General features: G+C 43.9%; 23 protein-coding genes. 11 read left to right on the top strand and 12 right to left on the bottom strand.

Annotated features, from left to right (window positions below; all coding sequences use genetic code 11):
• Window positions 1-89: 89 nt before the first annotated feature.
• Window positions 90-749, bottom strand: a complete 660-nt coding sequence (locus tag RJD38_RS00605; protein ID WP_065545196.1) for a hypothetical protein — start codon at window positions 747-749, stop codon at window positions 90-92.
• Between the two features lie 244 nt (window positions 750-993).
• Between RJD38_RS00605 and RJD38_RS00600 the strand changes: the two genes are divergently transcribed.
• The 4 genes from RJD38_RS00600 (at window position 994) to RJD38_RS00585 (ending at window position 4,699) form a co-directional block, all read left to right on the top strand.
• A complete protein-coding gene (locus RJD38_RS00600) occupies window positions 994-1,680 on the top strand; it encodes a tetratricopeptide repeat protein (protein WP_065430534.1) in 687 nt (228 codons plus the stop codon).
• 2 nt (window positions 1,681-1,682) lie between these two features.
• On the top strand, window positions 1,683-2,597 hold the full coding sequence (locus RJD38_RS00595) for a hypothetical protein (protein WP_065545197.1): 915 nt from the start codon (window positions 1,683-1,685) through the stop codon (window positions 2,595-2,597).
• Between the two features lie 203 nt (window positions 2,598-2,800).
• Window positions 2,801-3,373 (top strand): LemA family protein, encoded by a 573-nt coding sequence (locus RJD38_RS00590; protein WP_005595765.1) that lies wholly within the window; start codon window positions 2,801-2,803, stop codon window positions 3,371-3,373.
• Window positions 3,374-3,430: 57 nt separating this feature from the next.
• A complete protein-coding gene (locus tag RJD38_RS00585) occupies window positions 3,431-4,699 on the top strand; it encodes a DUF3137 domain-containing protein (protein ID WP_065545198.1) in 1,269 nt (422 codons plus the stop codon).
• A gap of 65 nt (window positions 4,700-4,764) precedes the next feature.
• Here RJD38_RS00585 and RJD38_RS00580 read toward each other — a convergent pair whose 3' ends face one another.
• From RJD38_RS00580 to RJD38_RS00570, 3 genes are all read right to left on the bottom strand, one after another.
• The gene (locus tag RJD38_RS00580; RefSeq protein ID WP_231893154.1) at window positions 4,765-5,403 is read right to left on the bottom strand and encodes a hypothetical protein; all 639 of its coding nucleotides are present in this window, start codon (window positions 5,401-5,403) and stop codon (window positions 4,765-4,767) included.
• A 157-nt stretch (window positions 5,404-5,560) separates the two neighbouring features.
• Window positions 5,561-6,220 carry a hypothetical protein gene (locus tag RJD38_RS00575; protein ID WP_231893155.1) on the bottom strand — a complete coding sequence of 220 codons (660 nt, stop codon included), beginning with the start codon at window positions 6,218-6,220 and terminating at the stop codon, window positions 5,561-5,563.
• A 276-nt stretch (window positions 6,221-6,496) separates the two neighbouring features.
• On the bottom strand, window positions 6,497-6,961 hold the full coding sequence (locus RJD38_RS00570; RefSeq protein WP_065545200.1) for a GNAT family N-acetyltransferase: 465 nt from the start codon (window positions 6,959-6,961) through the stop codon (window positions 6,497-6,499).
• 419 nt (window positions 6,962-7,380) lie between these two features.
• On the opposite strand from RJD38_RS00570, the gene RJD38_RS00565 reads away from it, so the two are divergent.
• Window positions 7,381-8,238: a DUF2971 domain-containing protein gene (locus tag RJD38_RS00565; protein WP_065545201.1), complete on the top strand. Its 858-nt coding sequence runs from the start codon at window positions 7,381-7,383 to the stop codon at window positions 8,236-8,238.
• Window positions 8,239-8,404: 166 nt separating this feature from the next.
• On the opposite strand, the gene RJD38_RS00560 is transcribed toward RJD38_RS00565, so the two are convergent.
• The 3 genes from RJD38_RS00560 to RJD38_RS00550 form a co-directional block, all read right to left on the bottom strand.
• The gene (locus RJD38_RS00560) at window positions 8,405-9,766 is read right to left on the bottom strand and encodes a hypothetical protein (protein ID WP_367971382.1); all 1,362 of its coding nucleotides are present in this window, start codon (window positions 9,764-9,766) and stop codon (window positions 8,405-8,407) included.
• A gap of 35 nt (window positions 9,767-9,801) precedes the next feature.
• Window positions 9,802-10,979 (bottom strand): IS3 family transposase gene (locus RJD38_RS00555; protein WP_367971291.1). Its coding sequence is split into 2 segments (ribosomal slippage): window positions 9,802-10,721 and window positions 10,721-10,979, totalling 1,179 coding nucleotides; the frame shifts between segments, so codons are not numbered across the junction.
• A 496-nt stretch (window positions 10,980-11,475) separates the two neighbouring features.
• Window positions 11,476-11,964, bottom strand: coding sequence for a DUF6985 domain-containing protein (locus RJD38_RS00550; protein ID WP_065545203.1), 489 nt, complete (start codon window positions 11,962-11,964; stop codon window positions 11,476-11,478).
• Window positions 11,965-12,190: 226 nt separating this feature from the next.
• Here RJD38_RS00550 and RJD38_RS00545 point away from each other — a divergent pair, with 226 nt between their 5' ends.
• The gene (locus RJD38_RS00545) at window positions 12,191-13,063 is read left to right on the top strand and encodes an alpha/beta fold hydrolase (protein ID WP_065545204.1); all 873 of its coding nucleotides are present in this window, start codon (window positions 12,191-12,193) and stop codon (window positions 13,061-13,063) included.
• A 249-nt stretch (window positions 13,064-13,312) separates the two neighbouring features.
• On the opposite strand, the gene RJD38_RS00540 is transcribed toward RJD38_RS00545, so the two are convergent.
• Window positions 13,313-14,314, bottom strand: coding sequence for a metal-dependent hydrolase (locus RJD38_RS00540; RefSeq protein WP_065545205.1), 1,002 nt, complete (start codon window positions 14,312-14,314; stop codon window positions 13,313-13,315).
• 312 nt (window positions 14,315-14,626) lie between these two features.
• Here RJD38_RS00540 and RJD38_RS00535 point away from each other — a divergent pair, with 312 nt between their 5' ends.
• From RJD38_RS00535 to RJD38_RS00525, 3 genes are read left to right on the top strand one after another with little or no spacing between them, the layout of a single operon-like run.
• Complete coding sequence (locus RJD38_RS00535; protein ID WP_005595754.1) at window positions 14,627-14,965, top strand: hypothetical protein; 339 nt, start codon at window positions 14,627-14,629, stop codon at window positions 14,963-14,965.
• Window positions 14,966-15,004: 39 nt separating this feature from the next.
• Window positions 15,005-15,877, top strand: a complete 873-nt coding sequence (locus tag RJD38_RS00530; protein ID WP_065545206.1) for a patatin-like phospholipase family protein — start codon at window positions 15,005-15,007, stop codon at window positions 15,875-15,877.
• A gap of 34 nt (window positions 15,878-15,911) precedes the next feature.
• Window positions 15,912-16,268, top strand: a complete 357-nt coding sequence (locus RJD38_RS00525) for a hypothetical protein (RefSeq protein WP_065545207.1) — start codon at window positions 15,912-15,914, stop codon at window positions 16,266-16,268.
• A gap of 172 nt (window positions 16,269-16,440) precedes the next feature.
• Here the strand turns inward: RJD38_RS00525 and RJD38_RS00520 are convergent, their stop codons facing one another.
• Window positions 16,441-17,949, bottom strand: a complete 1,509-nt coding sequence (locus RJD38_RS00520) for a DUF3360 domain-containing protein (protein WP_005595750.1) — start codon at window positions 17,947-17,949, stop codon at window positions 16,441-16,443.
• 766 nt (window positions 17,950-18,715) lie between these two features.
• Here RJD38_RS00520 and RJD38_RS00515 point away from each other — a divergent pair.
• On the top strand, window positions 18,716-21,124 hold the full coding sequence (locus RJD38_RS00515) for a beta-mannosidase (protein ID WP_065545208.1): 2,409 nt from the start codon (window positions 18,716-18,718) through the stop codon (window positions 21,122-21,124).
• A gap of 137 nt (window positions 21,125-21,261) precedes the next feature.
• Here RJD38_RS00515 and RJD38_RS00510 read toward each other — a convergent pair whose 3' ends face one another.
• The 3 genes from RJD38_RS00510 to RJD38_RS00500 form a co-directional block, all read right to left on the bottom strand.
• Complete coding sequence (locus RJD38_RS00510) at window positions 21,262-22,077, bottom strand: lysozyme inhibitor LprI family protein (RefSeq protein ID WP_065545209.1); 816 nt, start codon at window positions 22,075-22,077, stop codon at window positions 21,262-21,264.
• A gap of 52 nt (window positions 22,078-22,129) precedes the next feature.
• Window positions 22,130-23,005: a hypothetical protein gene (locus tag RJD38_RS00505; protein WP_065545210.1), complete on the bottom strand. Its 876-nt coding sequence runs from the start codon at window positions 23,003-23,005 to the stop codon at window positions 22,130-22,132.
• A 68-nt stretch (window positions 23,006-23,073) separates the two neighbouring features.
• Window positions 23,074-24,807: a leucine-rich repeat domain-containing protein gene (locus RJD38_RS00500; protein WP_065545211.1), complete on the bottom strand. Its 1,734-nt coding sequence runs from the start codon at window positions 24,805-24,807 to the stop codon at window positions 23,074-23,076.
• A 296-nt stretch (window positions 24,808-25,103) separates the two neighbouring features.
• Here RJD38_RS00500 and RJD38_RS00495 point away from each other — a divergent pair, with 296 nt between their 5' ends.
• Window positions 25,104-25,886 carry a ribonuclease H family protein gene (locus RJD38_RS00495; protein ID WP_065545212.1) on the top strand — a complete coding sequence of 261 codons (783 nt, stop codon included), beginning with the start codon at window positions 25,104-25,106 and terminating at the stop codon, window positions 25,884-25,886.
• Window positions 25,887-25,944 lie beyond the last annotated feature (58 nt).

Below are 25,944 nucleotides of genomic sequence, written 5' to 3'. Positions count from 1 at the left end.
CTTGATTAAACTAAGCGACTGTTTATTCGGTTAAGGCCGGAAATAAGACTTAACGGCACGCTAAGCAGTGCCGTTTTCGTTTCTACTATTTAGCGAATTACCGTGAGATCTTGGCCTTTAAACTTGGCGACACTAAAATCGGTGTCGCTGCTGTAGACCTGACAGTTAAGCTTTTCTGAGCCTTTCTTTGAGCCGTACGCCAACTCATAGCAAAACACGTTGCCGTATTGGCTTAAATCAAGTGCTTTACCCTGTTCATCTTGCGCTTTAACGCCTTTTTTTACGCTTGCCCAAAACGGCGCATAGTCAATCGCTTGTTGTGCAGGGCACTGCCAAATATTGACGGGAATGAAATTTTCAATCTCGATACTGGCCGTTTTCACAATGCCGAATGAGTCGACCATCTCAAGGTCGAGAATGCCATAAAAGCGATCAAATGCGCCGCGCGAAAGGGATTGCCACTTCACATCCACTTCAGTACCTATGTTTAGGTATTTGTCTTTATGTCCCCAATAACCGTTTGGCAACTCTTCAGATTCAGGAACAATCTGTATATTTGCGCTTGGGTTAGCTTCGTAGTGTGCAGGGCGAAATTTAGGATCAACCGAAAGATAACCGATTGAGCCCATATAGACAGGGTCAGAACCAAAGGTCGAAATGGTGAGTTCACAAGGGTCGACTTGGGCTGATGCGACAAAGGAAGCGGTGGCAGTCGGTATCAATGCGAGTAAAAAAAGTAGTGGTTTCATCGGCTTATCCTTAACAAATGAGGCGTTTTTATAGCAGATTGATCACCATTTCACTAGTTGAATAAAAAGCAGATGCCAAATTTTTGATCACACGATGGGGGTAAAATTGCGCGTATTGGTGGCATGTTATGCTCTCGCCGTATAAGATGGCATCTTATAAAATAAAGCTAGATAAACAATGAGTTATGATGATGTTTCATTCTTAATAGCTTAGCGGTTTTATCAATATGGATAATGAGTTCTTGTGGTTAATAAACTGAAAAGTGCCGGAATCACCATCATCGGTACTATTGTCGTGGCATTTGTCTTTTCATTGTTCAAATTCGACGGTATCCAGCTCTCGGGCATTGAACGATATGCCGAAAAAGTCTCGGTAGAAGAAGCTCGTCAGATCGGCTTTACCTTAATGGGCGATAAGCAATATGCCCAAGCGCGTGCTTTTTTTGAGCCAGCCGCTATGCAAGGTGATGTGCCAAGCCAAATTACCTTAGCGACACTCTATTATTACGACACCACGGTGAACGATCATTTTAAGCTTTCTTATCAGTGGTTCAGTAAGAACTCTGATCACCCACTGGCGCAGTACTACCTCAGCCTTATGTATCATCTGGGGGATTACGTCACAAAAAATGCTCAGCTTGCCCAGTATTGGCAACAAAAAGCAGCACATCAATCTTTGCCTGTCGCCCAACACAATCAAGCAGTGATGTATCTCAATAATGGTCAATATGCGGAAGCTTATGTTTGGGCGAGCTACGCACGTAAAAACGGTTTCTCACGTGCATCTGCTGTGGTTAAACAAGCGGCTGAGAACATGACTCCACAGGAAAAAGCGCGGGCGCAGGTGCAATATGATGGCAATAAAGCCAAGCATATCTGGCAAGGTGAAAGCGACAATTCGTTCAGTGCATTATTAGAAGGGGCATTTTAGCCATGTATATTCAGTCGCTAACTTTGCATCTAGATGATGAGCAAGCTCGCCATTCACCCGTGATCACGAGCCGACGAGCCTTGTTACCTGCACTTAACGACCTCTTACAGGGCGTTGAGGTGGATTTATCGGCAGCGGATGAACAGGGTGTGGTGTTACCGCTACTCGTCGCAGAGGCGAAAGTCAGCAACAGTCGCATTTATCTAAGTTATCACCTGGTTGATCAAGAGAGTGGGTTACTGACCTTAAGTTATGAGAACGCGAGCGGTAAACTGCGTGATAAAGAACTCGGGCAAGTTGCGCGTTGTGAGCTTGAACATTATCTCGAACAGATGCTGACTTTGGGTAAAAATGCGTTTATCGAACAATACTTTCCACCCGCCGTATTATTGGAAAAAGCGGCCAATATTATGGCTCTCAGTGTGGTGCTCTCTGCGGTATCGGGGCTTTTATCGCTGTTCTTTTTCTCCGACCTAGTTTGGCAAGATGAAGTGTTCGATCAAATATGGCCAGTCGCTACGGTGGTCTATCTAGTCAGTGGCGCCATGCTTTTACCCAAAATGCTGTCAAAACAAACCCGTGAACGTGCACAAATGATGGGGCAAAGTCTACCAAGACAAATGTTTGGCTTAGTCGTAGGGAACCTGGTGCTGACCTGTGGTTTGATGCTCGGTGGTGCGAGTATTTGGCACTATTTAGATGCCAAACCCGCCCAAGTGGATATTGTCTTCGCCGACAAGGCGCGTGATTACTACAGTAAAAATTGCAAAGGTTCGGTGCGCTTAGAGCATTTTTCAGGATCGATCTGTTTAGAAAATAAAGCCTATTGGCAAGTCATTGAAGCAGGCACTCAAGCGAAAGCAACCGGACAGCTATCCCCGATCGGTTTTGCGATTGAAGCCATAGAGTTGAAATAAGTAACGTTACATCAAGTAAATTGATTGTCGAAAAACCAAAACAGAGTTTATTAAACCCGGCGACGTTTTATAAAGAAATTGCTAAGAATACCGAACTTGTGCGGGTGAAACGTATATTAGGTTTCGCTACCGATCTTGTTCGTTATAACGATAATAATTTTAAGTCGGACAGTTAATTCGACATAATTGAAAGGGAAAGAATCATGGATATAAGTGTGTTATTGGTCTTGATTGTGGTTTTAGTCGCAGGCTTTATTGCGATGCAATATAACGCCATTATTGCCAAGTTTAACGCAGTAGAGCGAGCGTGGGCATCAGTTCTGACCCAAGAGCGCCAAAAAAACAAAATTATCCCTCAGGTAGAAGCGTTGGTAGAACAGTACCGTCTACACGAATCAGATGTACTGACCAAGGTGACTGAATTGCGTTCGGCTTTGTCTGCGATGGATGCGAGTGCCGGTATTGATACCGCGCAACTGGCGGCAGCAGAGCAACAAATGCAGTCGCTAATGCAGGGGTTAAAGGTCGCCGTAGAGGCTTACCCAGAGCTCAAAGCATCGGATGTATATCTAAAGCTCATGGCTGAAGTAAGCGAGCAGCAAGAGCATATTGGTGCCGCGTTACGTATTTTTAACGCTAATGTGGAAGACTTTAATAATGTGATTGAGATGTTCCCGAGTTCAATCGTTAATAATATGCTGCTACGTAAAGAAAAAATACAAACGTTCACGGATAGCGAAGCGCAAGCAGGCTTTGAATATAAACCTAACTTTTAGTCTTTCATGTTGAGATAGGTTTAGGGCGTCATTGATTCAGTTATATAGGCTTTAGTCATGCACAGTAACCGTATTGTTACCCGCAACATCGATAAAATTCGCGATGATGTGGAATCGGCAACCACTCAAGACGATTTGCTTACACTGATTAAGCATGTTGAAACCCATTCTGGGCCGTTGAATTATCGCGATCCTACTTTGCAGGCACTTAAGTGGTTGTTAACCGCGTTTTGTGCGCTGTTACTGTTCTTGATCTTTATTCATAATGACTTTGAGTGGGTAAGCTACATAACCCACTACCTGATTGATGATGCTGGCTTTTGGATGCCTGTGATATGGGCGGTGATAGCCATGAACTTCCTCTATGATAGAGGCATCTATCCGATCTCGGCAGGCTTAAACTTACTGTTGCTTAGCGCTGTGATGGCGGTGGTGGCGACGTACGTGCCACGTTGGCCTAAAACGTTTTGGAATGCAGTTGAAGAGTTGATTGCCCTTATCAGCTTTGGCTTTTCAGACTATCGGTTTGATAAAGAGTTGACGTTCGTGGTGCTGGTGTTTCTGCTGACCATTGGCTTATGGGGATGGCTCTATTTTCGAGCCAACTGGCGTAAGCCAATGTCAGATAGAATATTCTTGCGAGATGCGCTGATAAACAATGAGCTAACAGAAATTACTGGCCAAGATGCTGATAACGCAAAATCGCTCGCCAAGCAGTTTAATGAGTTTCGCTTAGGCGGGAACAGTGGAAAAATAGTCTTGCTATGCCAAGGTCGCTACCAAAAACCGGGCAGTCAATTCGCATTTCGCCTGTTTCATTTTCAATATACAGTGACTAAAAATAAGACAAAATCGACCAGTGGCGGTGGTTATCAGAGTACAACAACCGAAGAAGTGCACAATCGATACGGTATCTTACTCGATTTTCCGTATGCGAGTAGTTTGACGATTAACGGTTATAAGAAGGCAAGCTATAAGGGCGTTGACTACCATAGCGAATCAACAGCATTCAATCGTTTCTACACCGTGCGGTCAAAAGAGGCATTAACGGCGGCGCGAGTTCTTAAACCAGCCGTGATTGACCGATTAATCGAACTTAGGCAGCAATTTGATTATCCAACACTTGATATCAATGACCAAGGGCGCATGTGTATATCAACCTCCACGCCACTGATTAGCGAAAAACGTCAACATAGTCTGTCTAATCCAGCGGAGTTTTATCAAGAGATTGCAGGCCATACTGAGCTGGTTGGTGTAAACAAAATGCTCGACTATGCTCACGATTTACTGCGACTCAGTGATAATAATTTTCAGCAAGATAGCTAAAATGTGAATCAACAAAAAACGGGCATCATGCCCGTTTTTTATTGGTTAGCCGTTTAATGATCTCTTTACTGCTCTGCGCGATAGACAAATAGTGCCATGTTCGTCACCGTCTCATCGATAGGTGTTTGGTTAAACTCGCCGGTTTTCTCATCGGTAATCGAGTATTTCATCTCACCCGCTTTCGCTAATCTTGTCGTTTTGCGGCAAGTTTGCATGTTTTTCACGTTGCAGTTTTCTAACCAAGCTTCGGTTGGAAAGTAGGTTGCATATAAGGCGATTTCGTTAGTCGTTGCGTCTTTGGTATGCAGCACTTTTATTTGAACAATACCGTCAATCATCCCTTCTGATAGCACGCTATTGATGACTTTTTGGTATTGATCTTTATAAGTATCCGCGTTATTGCTGACAAACAGGTACGATTCAAGGCCAAACTCCTCCAGCTTTAAGCCGAGCTTGGTTGCAAAGGTTTTGCTCACCTCATGAAAGAAGGCATTGGCATTAGGATTATCGTAGCTTGAGTTAAGGCCATCCCCAGCCACAACCAATACCCGTTTATTTTGTGCATTGTCTATTTGGGGATTGCTACAACCTGCGAGCAAAGCGACTAAGGCAACGAGCAGCAGTTTATGCGGCAGTTTGAACGGTAGTTTACGTAACAGAGTAAAACGTAGCAGAGTAAAACGTGACATTGTGGAATTGTTCATGAATAAAGTTCTCGATAGATCAGAAAGCGTCGCACGCAGTAGTTGAATAGTTGAGTGTTTGCGCTGCGATAGTCGACATTGTAACCGAAGGCATTACGCCGCAGTCACCATTTAAGTCTTTATTAGTTAGTCGATAAATTGCCTATTGAACTTGGGACTACTGAGAAACAAGCGCTTGTGCTTCTTTAAGGGTTAACGCTTTATAGCCTTGCTGTTTTAAGCGCTCAGCGATTGTTTGCTGCAACAATGAACTTGTCAGCTTCTTATAGCCTTGATAGCTAAACCCGATTGCCGATTTAGAACCCTTCAGCACCAATACATCATCAGGCTTCACTTCATACCAGTCTTCTTCCGTTAAGCCGCAGATAAAATTGTTGTACCAGAAACGATAGCCGTTAATGTAAACACAACCGTCAGGGCCTTTGTTTTTATAGCCGTGACGAGTCTCTTTGACGCTGTTCAAGATAATCGCCTCATCAGAGATGAGATGGTGGATTACCACCGGCAGTCCTTTTGCTAGCGATATTTGCAGAAAAAGAGGGATAACGATGACGATGCAAAGCACAGCCTTCCAGCGTTTATGGCGCATCTCTTTGATATGCAGGCTCAGTTCTGACTGTTCATCTCTCATCAACCACAACATGAGTATGACGATAACGGCTGAAATTAGGCCTGCCCCGATGGACAATATCGCATAGAGTTGGTCGTTGATCAGCGTGGAAGTCAACACACCCACCAGAGATAACGCCAACAGTGCCATACCAATATAACCTATCACTTTTTTGTAGGTGGGCGTGCCGGGGGCGTAGATGCTCATTGATTCTCTCGTGGTGTGATGTGCGATTAAAGGCTCTAAGTTTATCGTGGTGATTATAATCATTCCTGATGATAGCGGGCATATTTTCCTATCAAAATACGCCCTATGTTGGCCATCAAAATAGAACCTTGCGAGCTATCCCTCTATCGCAATGCATTACATTAAGTATTGGCGGTTGAAGCAGGAGGCTAGTATAGGAAATCTTGGCAGGCAAAAGACAAGGCCTGATCCTAGCGGCTCTTCTGATAAATCGCCTCTGAATCTTCGGCGTTAACGTTACAACCTAGCGCCAACATTGCGTGCGATCATCAGCACTTCATCAGCGGAATAGAGGTTTGAGATCGTTGCTTCGATTTCAGCGCCTAACGCATTTTTGTACAGCTCTTGAGCGTAGTTATCAGCGCGGGTGGTCACCAATACATGTTTTAATATCGCGTCTTTGCTCGCTAATAGTGTTTTGACTAACGGTAAGGAGTCCACAATCAGTTTCTTGCCGACGCCTTTACCCTGACAATTTGGTTTCACCGCTAGTAATTCGAGTTCGAGTACTACTTCGCGTCGAAAGCCGCTTTTTTGTGTCCAAGTAATAAAGCCGAGGATTTCATTGTCGCTCTGCGCGACAAACATCATGTAGCGAGGGAATGCGTTTAAATTGCATTGTAGCCATTCAAGGGAATGACTCTGTCTGACGAAGGTGGCCTGATAAATTTCCGCCGCCGCAGTTAAATCGCTTTGTTCCATTAAACGGATGTTCAAACTGGTATACCAATCCTATTACTGAGTGTTGCGTATTGTATGTGTGAAATCGCGTCATAACCTTGCTAAGCATCACTCTATCGTAATCGGATAACTGACATTAGATATAAGTGGTTAAAATGCAGTCAGGGTAGGCCGGTTTGGTCTAAGTTGTTTTTGGACAAAATCGTGTCAGTGATATTGCTAATTTAGCTATTAATGAATTAGTTCAAGTATGGAAAGGATTCCCTTATATGAAGCCCGACTGCAGCTTATCCGTACATAACACTCAAGGTTTTATGTAGCAACTACATCAAAGTAATTAAAGCCTCAGGTAAATTCTTAATTTTGTGATGATATCAACTTCAGTTGTTGGTTCTGCTGATATCATATTGCAACGATTAGGCTGATATAAAAAGATAAGTATGGCAATAGACCCAGTATATAAGTTCATGAGTGGGGAGTGCTTCCATCTCAAAGGCTTACGAGAAAACACTGTGTGGTTTTCTAGCGTTAAAGATTTAAATGATCCCTATGAAGGGCGTGTGAGTCTAAAACATAGTGATGTATCACTAATTGACAGAAAAGTAGCCCTAACTCATGTTTTTGACGAGGAAAATAAAGACCTGAAGAAATCTCGTAAGGAAGTTGAATCATTCCTAAAAAGAGTAGGTATAGATAAATTCAATGAGCATGTAGAAAAGAACACGAAGAGGCACTTTGAGGATTTTTTAAAGTTTCATCATGAGCAACGTCACGTGCTCTCGTTATCTCGAGCGAGTGAGCCATTAAACGAAAACCCTATACCAAAACCTCTTAGTCTAATGATGATGTGGGGGCATTATGCCAACGGCTTTAGAGGTATGTGTGTTGAGTATGACTATCACGAGCTAGTCAGAAGTATCAATGTGTTAAACGATATCGCAGTATCTGCTAAAACGGTTGATTATGTTGAAGGAACTCTCCCAATAATAGAAACTAAAACTATCCTTGATGACATAGTTTATAAAAACGGAAACACTTCGAGAGAAATACTCAGAGCTTACTGTACCAAGCACAAGGCTTGGGATTATGAAAATGAAGTCAGGGTCATTAGTCAGCTTCACGGAGTTAACAGACATAGTGAAAAGAGTATTAACAGAGTCTTTATTTCAGACCAAAATCCTGCATTAATAGAAAAGGTCAAGAGCATCCTTAAGACCAAAAAACAAAAACCTGAGTTATTGAAAGTTTCATTACATAAGAAAGAGTTTGGCTTCTACTTTAATACTATTGAATACTAAAGAAAGAACTGATTTTTCTAGAGTCTGTAGATATGTTACAGCCACGAACTTGATGTTTTTGGGCACTTCCGTTTCATCAGGGGTCGCGATGAAACGTATCTGGACAAAGACGTGCTAGGTATTTGTTAAATTAACATTTATTGTATTATCTAAAGTATTGCAAAAGCTATTTATCCTGCTCATTTACTCGACAAGTTGAGTCAATATAAAGCGGCAATGATTTGGCAAAATTTCTCTCGTTTAACCCTTGCTCCTTGAATGTCGAGAATTGTTGAACACAAAGTAGAATAGTTCTAGCTACAAATTGTTTTGCGTTAAAGCTTAAAACCTTGGTTAAGTGTTCACCATGAGATATTGTGCACCTGGCTCTGTATAGTTCATCGGCTTTTGTTGATGACTCAGAATCAAACTGATTTACAAGACCAACTCTGCGTACAAAAATCTCTTTAAGTCCTTCTTCATTTTCATCGTAAGTATCACTTTTAAAATTAAGAAGAGACTCTAAAGCAATGGTTAACTTGACGATTGCCACGTCGTGGTCTTCCTCGTTAATGGCATCAGAATACCAACGTAAAGAGCGTTCGACGAGATAACCTACGGTTTTATTTGCGTCACGGTTGTTCAAGATAAGCTCAGGAATATTAAACAATAGTTCATGTAACTTTGCCTGATAAGTTTCCATCTGTACTATATTTTTCCAAAAAAACTCATGCTCTTTAATGTTATATCTTGTTGAATAACTTCTGTTATCAAAAAGTTCATGTCCACGTTCGCCAGATAGGAAATATGAGAATACATGAGGGTTATTATCCTTTTCCTTTATTATTGGACTTAACCAGGAGGAGCCTCCAAAATCACAACCATACAATAGTTTGAGAATATTAATGGTGGATTCTTTAGCTCTGATTGCATTGGCCTTTGCATAGGAGTATGTAGATTTTGATTGCGTAGAAATATGAATGAAGAAATTAGGTTCGAACGCCCTACTATATAAATATTGCTCTAAATCTTTGTCTGATAACCTTTGGTCATTTATTTTTTCAATATATAGCGATTTGTTTAGCCTCATTGCCTTATCTAAACCTATCACATGTATTGGAAACTTAAATTCATAAAAGGCATAGCCCTTTCTCAAATGAATTAATTTATCTTCAATAACAGCTTTCAGCAATGACTTGGCTTTATCTTCACCGAATGGACTTGATTGTATAACTAGATCGTTTAAAAATTTGAATGCAATACTATCTACAGCGGCAATCATTTCACTAGCTTCACACTTTAGTTGATTGCTACTATCTAATAGTTCTGCGATTTCTCGCGTTATGCTTATAGATAATAAACTCTTAAGTAATTGAGGTACACACTTGATTCCCTTGGATTTTCTATCTTCTAGAGCATCATACTCTTCTTGTGATGAAGGGTTGATCAAGCCACCAATGATAAAATCTGAGTTTTTGATGTATTCAGTAGGGTTACTCTGGAATTTCGAGCTTTCTTGTGAGTACTCTTTGATTAAATCATCGAACAAATTGTAAATCTTGTTGGGGATTTGAGTTGTAGTGGTCAACTAAAATTGGCCACGGTTTTAGAGTTTTCCCAATATAATCGTTCTGACTCATTGGGAGTTAGACCACCGTTATACTGATGTGGCCTGAGTTGGCAGTAATATCCAATGATGTATCGAGTGATCTCTTGTTGAGCTTCTGCAAAGCTACGATAACCCACCGTTGGCACCCATTCCGTTTTCAGACTTCTAAAAAAGCGTTCCATCGGCGCATTATCCCAACAGTTTCCTCGGCGAGATAAACTCTGCTTTATTTGAAAACGCCACAGTAATTGGCGGTATTTACGACTGGTATAGTGACTACCTTGATCGCTATGGAACATGACACCTTTAGGCTTTCCACGAGACTCATAAGCCATCGAGAGAGCTTTGCCTGTTAGCTTAGAATCTGGTGATAACGACATCGACCAACCAATCACTTTGCGGGCAAAAAGATCGATAACAACCGCTAAATACATCCACCGATTACCCGTCCAAATATACGTAACATCGCCAGCCCAGACGTCATTTGGCGCGGTAACCGCAAACTGACGACCTAAGTGGTTTGGAATTTCAATATGTTCTTGTGAAGCCTTTCTGTAACGATGCTTTGGCTCTTGACAACTCACAAAACCAAGAGTTCTCATCAGCTTAGTCGCTCGGTAACGACTAAGCTTTATGCCCTGGTTTGTGACTATATCTGCAATGGTTCTCGCTCCTGCTGAGCCATTGCTTGCAGTATGGGCCTCGCTAACCAAGCTGCGAAGGTTTACTGTTTCAGCATTAATTACAGTTGGACGTTTAAGCCAATAGTTATAACTACTTCGATGAACATTGAAGACTTCGCATAATGTTTTTACGCTGTAGCTCTGCTTGAGTTTCTTGATGATCAAGAATTGTTCAGTGAGTCCGACATCAACAGAGCCGTGGCTTTTTTTAGTATTTCATTATGCTCTTCAAGGCGAGCCAGCTTCTTTTTTAGTTCCCGAATTTCTATTTGCTCAGGGGTCATAGGTGAAGCTTTCGGTGCTTTCCCTTGGCGCTCTTCTCTTAACTGGCGAACCCATTTATCCATCGTGGATTTACCTACATTCATGGCTTGGGCTGCTTCAGTCACTGAATAGTTTTGGTCTAGGACTAACTGCGCCGCTTCTAACTTAAATTCTGCGCTAAATAGTCGTCTTGTACGTTTTGTCATAATGTCACCTGTTAACTTATGAGGCGATGATATCACCTCTAACTAAGTGACCAAATTCACTATGCCACTACAAGTTCTCACGCAAGCACTCTTAAGTAAAGTTAGGAAAGGCTATACAAAGTACATTACATGCCTTAGTAAAAGTAAGTCAACTTCTTGTCCTGTCATTTAAGTTACCTGAGGCGGAAAACAAGAAAAGGGGCATTTTCTTCTTAGCAAATTTAATCAAACTTAAATCGAAGAGACCGATGATCGGCTGTCGATGCGCAAGCGAGCTTCCGAAATATAGACGTTTTGGCAGAACTTTCTGGGGCAGTGCTTGCCGACTTGCTGAAGTATCTGCGCATGAGGTCGTTCCTAGGCATCCTGCCTTCACGACATTTGTGCGTCCATGCTCGGAACCTGTGGCAGAGAATTGATAAAAATGAAGGCACGACTTCAATTGGATCTGCCAACGCCAATTTAGCCTTTGAAATGAGGCCTATTTTTAAACGCGTTATAGCGAGCGATACACGACCTGCTCAAAGCCTTGCGAAATAATCTCATCCCCTTGGATCACAATGCCAAAGCCATGCTCTTCATCCCAAGCGCATTCAAAAACCATCCCTACAGCATTTTTGTCTGGGTGGTGTAAAACAAACGCAGAGAGTTGCATTAACTTAAATATATCCCCAGCCTGCATATCAGCTTCGCTTACCTCACCAACATTTGTCGGGTAAGTTTCCGAATCTTCGTCAAACACATCGAGAAACTCTGACTCTTCAAGTAGCTCCTGATAGTTTTGCTTAACGTAATCGCAGACTAGCGCATAAATACGCTTTTCATTAGCAAAGAACCATTGCTGCATGCTGTCCGCAATAGACAGGTCTTCTTTAGTGCGAAAACCAACATTGCCGTAAGCCTTAAAATTATGCCAAGCACGCAGCTCAGTCGTACCTTCGTGAAGCTCTTCACCTGCTTGCCAAGTGATTTTTGTCGTTTGCATAATAAACTCGTAAAGTGATGATTATATTAAAAATAGTTTGTCACAGATGTGCAGTTTAAAGCAAAGAATAATATTCTTGGCTAAATAGATCGAATGAGAGAACGAACGGTGTCAGGGGTTTATTTCCAAAGCACTATTGACCTGTCTACAACTTCACACTTTATAGTGGCTATATTGATTGTGAGGGCGCTTTTTCTGCACTCTCCAAAGTAAGCAGAGAGACATTATGAAACGTTTAATTTTACGCATTACACTCTTGGTATTCATGGCGCTTGGTAGCGTAAATGCCATCGCTGATGATTCAATGGTGAAGTACGGTATTGCGCTATCTCATGATGGTGAGCAAATTGCGTATGGCAAAAGTGGCAGCGGGGATACGGCGCTGATCTTCATTCATGGCTGGAGCTTAGACAGCAGACTATGGCAAAACCAAGTGAGCGAGTTTTCCAAGCAGTATCAAGTGATCACTATGGATTTAGCAGGCCACGGTAACTCGTCGTTCAACCGCGAAGAGTACACGATGGTTGCCTTCGCCCAAGACATTAAAGCGATCATCGACAAAGAACAACTTGATTCCGTCATCTTAGTCGGCCATTCCATGGCGGGTGGCGTGATAGCCGAAGCAGCGAAACTGATGCCGAAAAGAGTGAAGGGCATTATTGGAGTCGATACATCGCAAAACGTGGCGCTACCGGTTTCACAAAGCGACTTAGATGCAATGACCGAACCGTTTGAAGACGATTTCCAAGCGGGTATGACGCTATTCGTGCAAGGCTCGCTACCCAAAGAGGTAGACTCAGAACTTCTTTATTGGGTGACGCAAGACATGGCCTCAGCACCGCCAGTTGCTGCGATAAACCAGTTCCGCCATTATCTCGGCCAATATGTGACAGGCGAAGCACACCGCGTGTATGAAAGCGTGAACGTGCCAGTCATATTAGTCAATGCGCGCTTATGGCCAACGGACTCAGAAGCGAATAAGAGACATATTAAGGACTACAGCATCTACTACATTGAAGACTCAGGTCACTTCCCAATGCTAGAGCAAGCAGAGCAGTTCAACAGTACATTGATGAAAGCGATCAAGTCCGTCAAGTAGGGCGGTGTATTGGTGAAAGGATAGCTGTAATCGTTCTATAGCTAAAACGAAGGCCTCGCGTTTGCGAGGCCTTTTTGTGTTGCACAGAGAGTAAATAACTTGGGCAGATATTCGTCTGGTTTAACTGACAATCCTTTTTTAACCTTCTCTTAGTTTACATTTACCATCCCTTGGCTTGTTATTCCTGAAAGAGACCAGTTTGATTGAGCAATAACCGAGTTAGTAGAAATGCTCTTTATATTGGCTTGGTTAGAAATCGAATAGCATGTCGGAAAAGAGTTGTCTTGATTCTGAACTATTGTCACGATGTGTCACGTATTCGACATGGACGTCCGTATTCGCTGATGGCGACAGCTTGACGCTCCAAAGCGCGTTGAATTGATTTGGGACCATTGAATATCGTACATCGATGATATGTAGTTCGTCGTCGGGGGATCTCGCTAGAAAGCCGTTTGAAAACTGACTGAAACGTTCAATGTCTTTGGCTTGTTGCGAATTAGGGTCTAGCCACGGAAAATCCCGGCTTAGATCGAGCTTTACGATGGACTCGCCGGGATATTTTTTTATTGAACGAGTAACTCGAATGGCGTCAACATGGTAGCTCTCCTCCGTTTCATAAATGACCTTCCAAACCAAAATATTTGCAAAAGTCGGCTTGGCTTCTAATTGAATCGGTACGTGTTGCCGTTCTTTCGCCAGTTGCCATCCTATCGCCTCAGCCCTGTCTCTTTGAATCATGCCGAGCGTGGGATAAGTTAAAGCCCAAATTACTGCGATACGTGCAAGCCACGCGTTTCGTTTTAGTAGGGTAAATACGACTAAGATCAATAGGGGAAGGGTGAACGCTGGATCAATCACGGACACAAGATTCCAAGCGTAACGTTCTTTGGTTAGAGGCCAAAACAGCTGAGTACCATAAGAGGTACAAGCATCCAACAACGCGTGAGTGCTATAACCTAGTGCGCAATAAAGCCAGCTTTGCTGAAATGATAGTTGGTGCTTTTTGCCTAATAGTCGGTGTAAAACCAGAGCACATAGGAAACTGCCAAGAGGAATAAAAAAGAGTGAATGAGTAAACTGACGATGGAACTCTAAAAAGAGTAAAGGATCGCTTTCAGACCGGATCAAGACATCCAGATCCGGTGCCATTCCAGCGACTAGCCCGAAGAACCCAGCGATAAGTACGTGTTGTTTTTTGCTCGCCGATAGAGAGAGGGACGCGCCCAGTACACCTTGCGTTAGTGGATCCATCATTAACTCATTGATTACGTATTAATTAATAGTAGGTCATTGGCTGAGCTTCACCACTAAAATGCCAGTAATACGAATGAATGCCCGCACATTGCCATCGACACAGAAGCGAATGAGAAACTTATTAAGACCTCACGTGCACGAGGCTTTATTGTGTTCTGAATAATACTCAATATTAATCGCACTCGTGTTTCAAGCTGGCGTAGGATTTCTGAAAATGGCCTTGAATTACCGTCCTTAGACGCTCAATTTCTACCACGTTTTTCCTCTGATAGTGATAGAATCTCTGCATCAGAATTATCGTGAATCTCTATGTTTATTCATCATGTTAACGACATCGACTGGCTGGTGATTACAGCATTTGAAGAACTGAAATCGATGTTTATCGAAGATGCCGGTCCAATCCCGTCTTACTTCTCTACCAGCAGTGAATTGAGCCTGATTGATCAAGCCAAACGCAGCTATGGATTTTTGCCTACACTCCGCGGTGTGATCACCGATACCGGCACGTATCAAAGTCAAGAGCTCGAAGAAGATTTGATCCCACAGCTTGCATGCTTAGTTGAAGGGCGTGGTCGAGTGTTCATCTATCACGGCAGCTACGTCGCTTTTGTCGATGATGAGCAAACCTTTATCACCCGGATGGACTGAAACTTACCCAAAAAACTTATGACTTAAAGGATTCATACGATGGCAAAAACGATCTCTCTTGTACTTGGCAGTGGTGGAGCAAGAGGCTTAGTTCACGTTGGAATCATCCGCTGGTTAATTGATCATGGCTATCAGATACAATCTATCTCTGGCTGTTCAATTGGTGCACTTATCGGTGGTGTCTACGCTGCGGGTAAGTTGGATCAATTTGAAGAATGGGTCACCAGTATCGACCAAAAGGATATGGCGATGATGCTGGACTTTTCATGGCAGTCGAGTGGTATGTTTAAAGGGGACAAGATCATCGACACACTGCGTGAACTGATCGGCGAGATTTCTATTGAAGAGCTGCCTATCCCTTATACCGCAGTAGCCGCCAACGTCGCCGAAGAAAAAGAGGTTTGGCTGCAATCCGGCTCTCTGTTTGATGCCATTCGCGCCTCGATATCTTTACCATTGTTCTTCACGCCTCATGTCATCGGTGGTGAAGAGCTCATTGATGGCGGAGTGCTCAATCCCGTACCGATTGCGCCTACCTTCGGAGACAAGACAGACTGGACATTGGCTGTAAATTTAGGTGGTGAACCTGAAACGGTTAAACCGGAAGCGCCACCTGTTTCCCGACCAATAAAAGAGAGTAATCTGCATGAGAAGGTTGTTCATTTTATCGATAATTTAGGTAGTAGTGTAAAAAGTAAAATGACCCTTAATTTTGCTGCCTACGACATTGCCAACCAAGCATTTGATGCGATGCAATCGACCATTGCTCGCCAAAAATTGGCCGCTTACCCCGCGGATATTACGCTGGAGATCCCACGTAATGCCTGTGGCACCTTAGAGTTTGATCGCTCAAAAGAGATGATAGACAGAGGCTACCATTTGGCGCAGGCTAAACTGGGCAACCGGCTTTAATGGTTAGCTCGTTGACGTGACGGAGAGAGTCTTTATGCCAACTGAACTCAAACAACTTGAACTCCACGAGCTTGTGGCAACAAGAGATGTCATCGTACTGACCAGCTTAGAAATGCCTGCGGTATCTTGGCTGATTGATTGCTATCAAGAGAGTGCGGATATCCAGATTATCGAGAATGCACATCAATTAGATACTGAAACGATTTTAGCGCAATGTCGAAGCAGCCTTAGTGACAGCAAAAAGGTCATACTTACCGCGCAGTTTCGGAGCCAACTGCCTATCATCAAGATCGCTTCACTGTGCAATGAGAAGCGTAAATCATTGATCAATATTGAGCTATCAGGCTGGGATGAAGAAAAAATCCGTCCCCACTCTTACAGCAGTTTCTAGGTAACGCTGTGAAAGCGATTAAGTCCGTCAAGTAGGGCGGTGTATTGGTGAAAGGATAGCTGTAATCGTTCTATAGCTAAAACGAAGGCCTCGCGTTTGCGAGGCCTTTTTGTGTTGCGAGTAAAGCTAAATCTTAAAAAGGATCAAACATTCAATCACTCTTATTCAAAGGTTAGCGAAAACTTGGCATGATTGCTGGAAGCCCAGGTAGCAGGCCAACCAATGCCATCACGCCACTTAGCACAATAAACATAATGCCAGGCAACACCCAACGGCTCATTTTACTCAGTTCACTGCTACGTTCTTTACAACCGACTAAGCCTAAATTGTCCAACAGCATGGTAAGAGCCCAGCCAAATGCAGGGTTAACGAGCGCTGAAGAAAAGACAACAATTGCTGCCGATTGGGTGGTTTTCCCTTCACGCGTCATTTCCATTCCCGCTTCTAGCAATGGCACAAATACCCCAACAATGAGCGCAACACACAGTACAGGTTGCCATATCGCTAAATCCATTGGGTAGCCCCAAACCGCAGCGATGATACAGAACAGAGCCGTCAGCAAAGCGCCGGCAGGAATAGGGCGTTTGGCAATCGCTGCCGGTATGATGTAAGTGCCCCATGAAGAGGTGAAATTCGTGCCACCAAGCAGAGAGCCGAACATTTGACGAATAGAAGCAGTGGTCATGGTATCGTCAATGTTCATATGGACTTTTTCGGTACGTTTTGGATAGCTAATTTTTTGAAATACTTGATGGCCTAGAAAATCGGGTGACCACATCGCGACAGCTAAAATCGCAAACGGCAATACCACCATGAAATGCTCAATCGTCGGTAAGCCTAGCATCCAGCCGGTGTCTTCCCCCCACCAATACATAGGGTTCATATTGGGCAAACCCGGTTCGGTTTGAAAAGAAAACGGCGCACCCATGGCAAAAGCTAACGTACCACCTAGCAAGCAACTAAGAGGGACTGCTAGCCAACGTTTGCGAAAATGTTCCAATAAAGCATAGAGAATAATGGTGCAAAAGATCACGACAAAAGCAATATGGCTCATGTCGATTCCTTCAGCCCAAGCGAACAGCTTTTTCACTTGAGAAACGGTTCCCACAAAGCCAAGGTAGAGTAACAAGCCACCACACACGCCTTTACTGGTGAGGTTTGCCAACATGCTGCCACCTTTACTGATGGCTAAGAGTAAGCCAAATGTGCCAATCAGCACACCAAATGCCATAGGGTGCCCGCCTGCGGCAACCACAATAGGAATTAAAGGGATGAGCGGGCCGTGTGTTCCTGCTAGGTTCGCGGTCGGCAATAAAAAACCGGAGAAAAGAATGATGAAAATAGAGGCGATGAGTAACTCATAACGAACATTTTCTAAAATAAAGTCTTCGTTTAGGCCTAGCGCCCCGGCAAAAGTTGCAGCAATGGCACCCACCATAACCACTTTACCAATGGTTCCCGCCATTGCAGGAATCGTATCTTCTATCTCAAATCGATAATCTTTAAACGGTAGATTGGGACGCCAACGTTTAGGCGCCATGATTTGTAATTCATGCTCTAAATATTGTTCTCGGGAAGCAAATTCTGAGCTTGGTTTATGTTGTTGTTCATAAGTGAGTTCGCCCTCATTGGCTTGAGGCTGATCAGGTCGTATATGTTGGGACTCTAAAGTGCTGCTCATGTTGATTCCTTTCGTTCACACTCTAAGGTGTGTTATTTCAACAAACGTTATTGAATCACGGCGCGAAGATTTAGCGGAGTCGCTATATATTTTCTGCCACAAAGAACTCGGTGGTTCTATTTTATTTATAAGTAAATGTATTAATTAATAAGTTAACTCACTATTAAATAGGGATATCAAATTAACTTTTTACTAAAACTCATCATTGAAATTAAGTTGTTGTTACTCTATACCAAACCTAAAAAAACAAACAGTCTCAGTCAGTTAGACATTAGTCGTAGAGCGCTCTGGAGAGTATGAGAAGCGTTGGCGAGTAAGGGGGATTGAATTTATAGGCTACTCATTTTATTAGTAATTAAGTAAGGCGATAAGCTGGAGGATGGTCTTATCTTTTGTCGTTATTATTTTTGTAATACAGACACTAGATGCTTATTTGAATTAAGACGTTGGGGCGTAAGACAATTGTTGTGTTAACGAGTTAGCCGATAAATGACTGAGAATTGCGGTGTTAAATCGTGGTTGGAAACCATTCTGTATGGGATGGTTTGGCGAATATCGATTAACGAATTTCTCAACCGGCGAAAAGCCGTTTCATTCAGCGGCCACCAAAGCCTGTTAGCCGCTTTCATAGCGCTTTCATAGCGCTGAAACTGCACGTGAAGTGCGCCGCATTTTGTGTGCAAATAACATGTCATTTATTCTGCTATGACGTCCTCAGGATTACATTGAGTCAACCTGTTCTAATAATAAAATAAAGGTGTACCCAATGGTTCATTTGGAACTCAATGGAACGTGGCGTTTGACGTCGCCACAGCGTCCAGATATCGATATCGCAATGACGTTACCGGGCGACAACGTAACGGCATTACTGCAAGCAGATCTCATTCCCAATCCTTATCTTGCCGACAACGAAGCCAAAGTTCGTTGGATTGAAGAGTGCGAATGGTACCTCTCACGTCAGTTTGAGGTAGATTCAGCCATATACTCAGCAAAGCACGTTTGGTTGACGCTAACCCGCGTTGATACCTTGGCGACCTTCTACATCAATGGTGAACAAGCATTCCAGTGCAGTAATATGTTTGCGCAGCAACGTGTTGATATAAAGCCGTTTTTAAAACAAGGCAGCAATACGATTCGAGTGGAGTTTGCTCGCGTGGATTTGGAAGGATTAGAGCGCGCAAAAACATTGCCGTTTCCGATCCCTTCCGCCATGGGGAATAATCAAATACCACACATGAATTTGATCCGTAAAACGCAATGTCATTCCGGTTGGGATTGGGGGATCTGCTTGATGGTCTCGGGCATTTATGACCCGATCCAAATTGATGTGATCAGCGATGTGTGGTTAAAAGGTTTTTCGACCGATCAGCAATGGCAAGCGGATGGCAGTGTGATCGTAACGGCATTGGTCGAAGTGGAAAGTGACCATCATCCGCACGAAGTGAGCGTGGATTTGAATGGGGAGCGCCAAACCATTCAAATCCAAGGCAGTGGTCACTATCCATGTCAGTTCCATATTCGTCAGCCTCAGCGCTGGTGGCCTGCGGGCTATGGTGAATCTTACCTTTACCCGATTAGCGTTTGCTGCGCCGAGCAGACGTTGTCACGCAAGATCGGTTTACGTCAACTTCATTTAAATAATCAAACCGATCAACATGGCTCTGCGATGGAATTTGTCGTTAATGGTATTCCGATTAATGCCAAAGGTGCTAACTGGATCCCGGTCGATGCCATGCCCGGGAGAGAGAGTGAAAAGCGCTATCGTGATCTGTTACAAAGTGCTGTCGATGCCAATATGAACATGATTCGCGTTTGGGGTGGCGGCCAGTATGAAAGTGATACCTTCTACAACCTGTGTGACGAGCTAGGGTTGTTAGTTTGGCAAGATATGATGTTCGCGTGCTCGTTGTATCCTTCTGATGATGGCTTTTTGAAAGAAGTGGAGCAAGAACTTCGTTTCCAAATTCCGCGCTTAAAAGAGCACCCATCGATTGCGTTGTGGTGCGGCGATAACGAAGTGATTGGTGCGATTGGTTGGTATGACGAATCCAAGCACAACAAAGTGAAATACACCGTTAATTACGATCGCCTCAATCGAATGATAGAGCAGGTTATCGGCCAGCAAGATGACTCACGCCGCTTCTGGCCTAGCTCTCCATGTAATGGCGAATTGGATTTTGGCGATGCGTGGCATGACGACAGCAAAGGCGATATGCACTTTTGGGATGTTTGGCACTCAGGTAAATCATTTACGGCTTATCTTGACGTTAAGCCGCGTTTTTGCTCGGAGTTTGGTTTTCAATCATGGCCATCTTTTGCTGAAGTGAAGCAGTTTGTGCCCGAGCACGATTGGAACGTGACATCGGCGACTTTTGAGCAACATCAAAAGAACCCGCGCGGTAACAGCATCATCACCGAGATGTTCACGCGCTATTACCGTTTCCCGACAGGCTTTGAACAAATGCTGTATCTAAGCCAAGTGCAGCAGGCTATGGCGATCAAAACCGCTTGCGATCATTGGCGCGCCATCTCTCCAGTGTGTCGCGGTATGCTTTATTGGCAATTAAATGACAACTGGCCGGTAAGCTCTTGGTCTAGCTTGGAGTACAGTGGCCGCTGGAAGCAATTGCATTATCACACTAAGCGTTTTTTTGCCCCGCAGTATTTGGTGTTCTCAGAACACACGGGCAAGTTAAGCCTGCATTTGTTGAATGATGGCAAGCAATCCGTCACCGTTAACGCGCAGCTTCAATGGGTGGATTGGCAAGGTAACGTAAAACAGCAGTGGTCGATTGAACATACCGCATTGCCAGACAGCAACGTAGTGGTTTGGCTGCTAGATGACGAGTTTAAGACGCTAGACCTAAAATCCGGCTTCTTCTATGTTGAATCGCACGGTGCACAAACCCGTATCAGCAATACATGGTTTAGCACCCATGAGCTGAAAACATTGCCAATGGAGAAGGCAAACATTGAAGTGAGCATCGTAGACCGCCAAATTACGTTAGTGGCCGACAAACCCGCCTTCTTTGTGCACTTAGAGTGTGATACCGCTGGCCGCTTCGACGATTCCAGTTTCACGTTACTGGCTAATCAACCGCTGACCATCACCTTCTTAGGCGAGGATCTCGCGGCAATGGCCGATTCGTTACGCGTCTACCATTTGATGCATTAAGTTTGGGCCATTAAGCGCACGGGATTATTAATACTAGAGGGGTTATAAAGACGAAAGGGAGCTTCGGCTCCCTTTGTGGTTTCTGGCTTAGCACGAGCGGGATGGGGCTTTGCATTCGTTGCGGGTTCCCCATAGGTTTATTCTTCGTTGATTAGCTTATCGCCGATGAGAACCTCGTTCACTTGAACAACGGTGACGTGTTCCGCTACAACCGCCAGTATCTCTGCTTTGACGCGTTCAAAAAATGCTGGATCGCGATAGTAGAAAGTCAGCGTCGGTTTATCGATTTGACTATTGCCCATCTCATCCGTGTAATGAATGGCCGCAAATACCATCGCTGCCTTGCTTTTATTCGTAGTGCTTTTATCTATGGCGACTATCCCTTTTTCAGGACACGAATGCTGACGACACGACATCGCGATCACCACTTCTCCATTATCTTGATAAGCCTGAGGAGGGCCACTCATCAACGCCGCGAAAGCCTCTGAGGTTAATAATGGTGTTTTGCTGAGAAGGTAGCTGGAATGATCGCCAAAGAAATCAGCTCGCAATAACCTAAATTCTCTATTCCAAATAAGCTGATTACTATCTGAAATATGTGCCAATTCAGCGATTAGGCCTTGTTGGTCAGTCTTTTTTTGTAGTGTAGCGATGCGCTTCGCGTAAAGAACCGCACATTCAAACGGTGTTATACATTGCTGATTACGCGCCTTGAGCCAAGCGCGTTGTTCGCGTTTTATTTGTTGTACAACATCATTGCTATCTTTGTTTAGTGTCAGATAAGCGTAATACTGGTGATGCAATTGCTGATCTAGATTTGACAGTTCATCATTGCTACAGATCATCTTTTCAACTGGCGCACGCGCTTGGGTGCAATCAAAGCTAGCCGCATAGCTAAGGTTGGCAAAAAGACACAGACTACTAACGATCGATAGAAGGGCGAGCTTCATCATTATCATTCTCTTTATTATCACAGCTTGATTCCTAGCTCTTTATCAAAAAAGCTTAAAAGTGATAGCGCATCTCTTTGGCGACAGGGTATTGCGTGCCATCAAAGCGCAGCGTGGTGGTTTCTTTCTTGATATCAATAGTGTTATCGATGCAATCAAAGGAATCTTGCTCTCGGGTACTGCGGAAATGCTTAACTTGCGTTTTAACCGTCAATGGCGATAGGTTAGGCGCTTGCTGCTTAGCATTATTGATGATCACAATACGTTTGGTACGCCAAAACTCACCAGCACAGGTGGTATCACTCTCACCGCCAAATTGATTAACGATCAAACTGTCGACCAATAATGAAATTTGCTTGCCTTGGGGCTGAGTTGCGTCAAATTGAAACAAGCTGAGCGTTTTACTGTTATAAGGATTTGGACCAGAACGCGAGCTGCGTTTGACGGTAACACCAAAGGCGGTGATGTGATCATTTAAATGATATCGCGCGGTATCCAGTGCTATCGAATCAACTGATATTGCGTCGGAGAAAAGTGCATCCACAAGAAGTTGGCGCGCCAAAATCTGTTTGGATTTGGTGTCGACCACCAAGATTTCAAGATCAGCCGTTGAAGCGGCCCATCCCTGTTGCTCCTCTTCATAATAATCCAGCTTTACCGCGAGTAGGGTCAGCTCCGGGTTGGCAGGCCATACTTTGCACACGGCATGTGAGCTAAAACCTAGGTCGATAGAGCGCTGGTATTCATCATGCAGCTGCAATTGATAAGGCTCACCGTCATTATTGGTAAGCGCTGTGGCCGTTGGGTAAGCCTGTTTTAAAATCGGCAGTAAATTCTGCTGACAAAAGTCATTTGCGCTAGCAGAAAAAGAGATCAGCGACAGCAGAGCTGTCGCGATAGTTAGCTTTACGGAATTAATCGATAATTGCATTGTTCTTATTTACTTTTACTGAGCTGCTTTAGTTGGATTACTTTTGGTTGCTCTGCTTTTGGTATTCGCTACTTGAGCAAACAGCTACCGACTTGGCTAACATCCAGATTGCTGTCGTGTTCTATATAGTTTTTCGCCATACACGCAGTATAAGAGCTAAAAAAAGCTTTTAATTGTGCTTGAGTAGTTTGACGAAGATGAGGCTCCATCGCCTTTAGTGCCTCTTGCTGGCATTGTTCTTTATAAGGTTTTAATGCTGACACACAGCTTTTTGGATTATCGAATGCCAAGCAAGAGCGGTATTTGTCTTGCGCACACAACACCCCTTCACCTTCTTTGATCAGTGTCGCCATGGTAAAACGAGGATCGTTGGTTTGATTTTTAGCGCTGTTGTCATCGGCATTTAGCAGCATAAATGAGCGTTTGGCGATCACCGAATCGCGATAAAGGATTTCCAGCGTCCAACGACCTTCGACTAACTCGTACTTTTCGCCAAAGTACCACAGAGCCAAGTTGTTATCATGGGCGAGCATGGTGTCGTTCCAGCTTGATGTGGTGAAGCCTTTACCACTTTTCGGATCAGTAATGGTTGGGTGAGTCATGCGCACGGTGATCGGGAATTGTTTTTGATTTGCCAGTGCTGGGCTGACTTCACCTTGAGCATTTTTAGGTAAGGTGACGGCATAGCGAAAACCAATATACTGGCCAATGGTTGGCATCACAATTTGGCTAGCAACAATGTTATATTGGCTGCCGTTTTGGCTAATGGTGCCACCTTCAATCACGCTCACTCGTGGTGAGAGCAAATTGGCGATGCCTTGTTGATCGAGAGGTTTGTTTGCCAATGCCACCGGTGTGCCTTCAATCGACAGCATTTCAGGGTAGTAGTCGACGTTAAAGATTAAAGTGCGTAGAGGATTATTAAACGCGACCAGTTTATCTATTTGGGTAAACGGTGCGAGATCCAACTCGGCAATGCGGTTATTGTTTAATTCAAGCTCGCGTAGCGGTGCTTGTGAATTAAATTCAATATGATCAATTTGGTTATAATCGGCTTTGATTTTCTCGAGTTTGGCATTTTGACCTAGCATCAGTTCTGGCAGCTGATTATTACGCACCGACAGGACTTTTAGATCTGGATTTTGGCTCACATCAAGCTGCGACAATTGGTTACTTGGCAGGTAAAGAAATGCCAGTTTTGGATTGTGCGATAAGTCGATGTTTTCGAGTGTCCCGACCGATAAGTTCAACATTCTAAGTTGCGGGTTATTCGATAGGTCGATCGTCGACAACTGATGGCGGCTGACTCCAAGATCTCGTAGTTTGCTTTGCTGGCTCACATCAAGGCTAGTGAGCGGTGTTTTATACACATACAGGCTAATCAGTTCCGGATTGTCGCTAACGTCAATCTCGGTGAGTTTATTGCCTGAAATGTTCAAGCTGCGCAATTTTGGGTTACTAGAGACATCGATAGCAGTGAGTTGGTTTCCGCCAAGAACTAGGCGTTCTAGCTGCTTCAGATGGCTGACATCAATTTCGTTAATCTGATTATCTAGCAGCACGATATCGGTTAGTGCTGGCATATAGCGGATTTCGCTTACATCACGAATTTGTTGGCCGTTACAATTTAGTTCAGTCACTTGTGCAAGTTCGGTCGCGCCAGTTTCTTCAACGCATTGGGCGAAATTGGGGTCGACAAAGTTAACCTCGCTGATCAACTGCGGCGTCGGGGACAGAGTACAACCATTTAAGGTCAGTAGGCCGGAAGTCAGTAACGCAAGTGATAACGTCGAGGTTTTCATGTGTGCTATGTCCTTGATATAAAGCGTGCTTGGAAAATGTTGTTCACCAAATTGAGACGGCGAAATTACCACAAAGCGAGTGCGCTACGATATAAGCAGTTGATTCATTTACACTCGAAGTGTGACATTTGAATCAAAACCTTAGGTTTCATAACGGATACAGCGTAAATTCATGTAGAACTTTAGCTTTTAAGCCACTGACAGTGGCTTGCAAGTGTTAACATCTGCGTTGGCGAGATTAGGCGGCTTTTACGTTTCATTACTTTTACGTTTCATTACTTCGAGAGATTAAGACATTGGCTACAAAATATTACGTTGTCTGGAAAGGGCGTGAAACTGGCATTTTTACTACGTGGGCACAATGCCAAGCGCAGGTTGATAAGTTCGCTGGCGCAAGATTTAAATCGTTTCCAACCTTAGCGGAGGCGGAAGCAGCGTTTGGTGGCAAAGCGAGCGCGAGGACTAGTCGTTCTACCAGCAAAGGGTTTAAATCGACGGCTTCTAAAGTGGCGAAAAAGCCCAAAGCGGCGCCGCTTAGCCAGCAACAAATTACCGAGATGCTGTTCGATATCAAAATCTTTACCGATGGCGCGTGTGAGCCGAATCCGGGCGAGGCGGGTACGGGTTTATCGATTTACCAAGATAACCAACTGTCTGAGTTGTGGTATGGCCTTTATCAAGGCATGGGCACCAACAATACGGCTGAATTGAATGGTTTATACCAAGCCTTTTTGATCGCTCAGCAGAAAAGTGAGCAAGGGCTGAGCGTCGCGATTTACTGCGATTCAATGTATTCGATTCAGTGTATTACGCAATGGGCGGCTGGTTGGGAGAAAAGAGGCTGGGTGAAGCAGGGGGGAGAGATCAAGAACCTTGAATTGATCCAGCAGATGTACGCGTTGTATAAGCAGATCAAGTCTAAGATGACGATTTATCATGTTAACGGCCACGTGGGCATTGAAGGCAATGAATTGGCGGACCGTATGTCGATTATTGCGATTGAATCGCAAGAAGCTGCGCTGAGTCTGTACCGCGAATCATCGAACATTGAAGAGATTTTGGCCTCACGCCGTGGCTAGTCACTAGGTAAAATCAATAAATGGGCAAGTCACATTATGGCTTGCCCTTTTTTGAGGC

Origin of the sequence: Vibrio scophthalmi (genome assembly GCF_040869025.1) — a bacterium.
In the GTDB taxonomy this organism is placed as follows: Bacteria; Pseudomonadota; Gammaproteobacteria; order Enterobacterales; family Vibrionaceae; genus Vibrio; species Vibrio scophthalmi.
The sequence above is the reverse complement of the archived record's forward strand: the minus strand, read 5'-3'. Positions and strand labels throughout refer to the sequence as shown.

Excerpts from the sequence above, each read along its gene's own strand:
- RJD38_RS00580 (WP_231893154.1), bottom strand. The coding sequence starts at position 5,403 with ATGAACAATTCCACAATGTCACGTTTTACTCTGCTACGTTTTACTCTG.
- RJD38_RS00515 (WP_065545208.1), top strand. The coding sequence starts at position 18,716 with ATGGTTCATTTGGAACTCAATGGAACGTGGCGTTTGACGTCGCCACAG.
- RJD38_RS00575 (WP_231893155.1), bottom strand. The coding sequence starts at position 6,220 with ATGAGCATCTACGCCCCCGGCACGCCCACCTACAAAAAAGTGATAGGT.
- RJD38_RS00590 (WP_005595765.1), top strand. The coding sequence starts at position 2,801 with ATGGATATAAGTGTGTTATTGGTCTTGATTGTGGTTTTAGTCGCAGGC.
- RJD38_RS00535 (WP_005595754.1), top strand. The coding sequence starts at position 14,627 with ATGTTTATTCATCATGTTAACGACATCGACTGGCTGGTGATTACAGCA.
- RJD38_RS00550 (WP_065545203.1), bottom strand. The coding sequence starts at position 11,964 with ATGCAAACGACAAAAATCACTTGGCAAGCAGGTGAAGAGCTTCACGAA.
- RJD38_RS00570 (WP_065545200.1), bottom strand. The coding sequence starts at position 6,961 with ATGGAACAAAGCGATTTAACTGCGGCGGCGGAAATTTATCAGGCCACC.
- RJD38_RS00510 (WP_065545209.1), bottom strand. The coding sequence starts at position 22,077 with ATGATGAAGCTCGCCCTTCTATCGATCGTTAGTAGTCTGTGTCTTTTT.
- RJD38_RS00605 (WP_065545196.1), bottom strand. The coding sequence starts at position 749 with ATGAAACCACTACTTTTTTTACTCGCATTGATACCGACTGCCACCGCT.
- RJD38_RS00540 (WP_065545205.1), bottom strand. The coding sequence starts at position 14,314 with ATGGATCCACTAACGCAAGGTGTACTGGGCGCGTCCCTCTCTCTATCG.
- RJD38_RS00585 (WP_065545198.1), top strand. The coding sequence starts at position 3,431 with ATGCACAGTAACCGTATTGTTACCCGCAACATCGATAAAATTCGCGAT.
- RJD38_RS00530 (WP_065545206.1), top strand. The coding sequence starts at position 15,005 with ATGGCAAAAACGATCTCTCTTGTACTTGGCAGTGGTGGAGCAAGAGGC.
- RJD38_RS00520 (WP_005595750.1), bottom strand. The coding sequence starts at position 17,949 with ATGAGCAGCACTTTAGAGTCCCAACATATACGACCTGATCAGCCTCAA.
- RJD38_RS00525 (WP_065545207.1), top strand. The coding sequence starts at position 15,912 with ATGCCAACTGAACTCAAACAACTTGAACTCCACGAGCTTGTGGCAACA.
- RJD38_RS00545 (WP_065545204.1), top strand. The coding sequence starts at position 12,191 with ATGAAACGTTTAATTTTACGCATTACACTCTTGGTATTCATGGCGCTT.
- RJD38_RS00565 (WP_065545201.1), top strand. The coding sequence starts at position 7,381 with ATGGCAATAGACCCAGTATATAAGTTCATGAGTGGGGAGTGCTTCCAT.
- RJD38_RS00595 (WP_065545197.1), top strand. The coding sequence starts at position 1,683 with ATGTATATTCAGTCGCTAACTTTGCATCTAGATGATGAGCAAGCTCGC.
- RJD38_RS00500 (WP_065545211.1), bottom strand. The coding sequence starts at position 24,807 with ATGAAAACCTCGACGTTATCACTTGCGTTACTGACTTCCGGCCTACTG.
- RJD38_RS00505 (WP_065545210.1), bottom strand. The coding sequence starts at position 23,005 with ATGCAATTATCGATTAATTCCGTAAAGCTAACTATCGCGACAGCTCTG.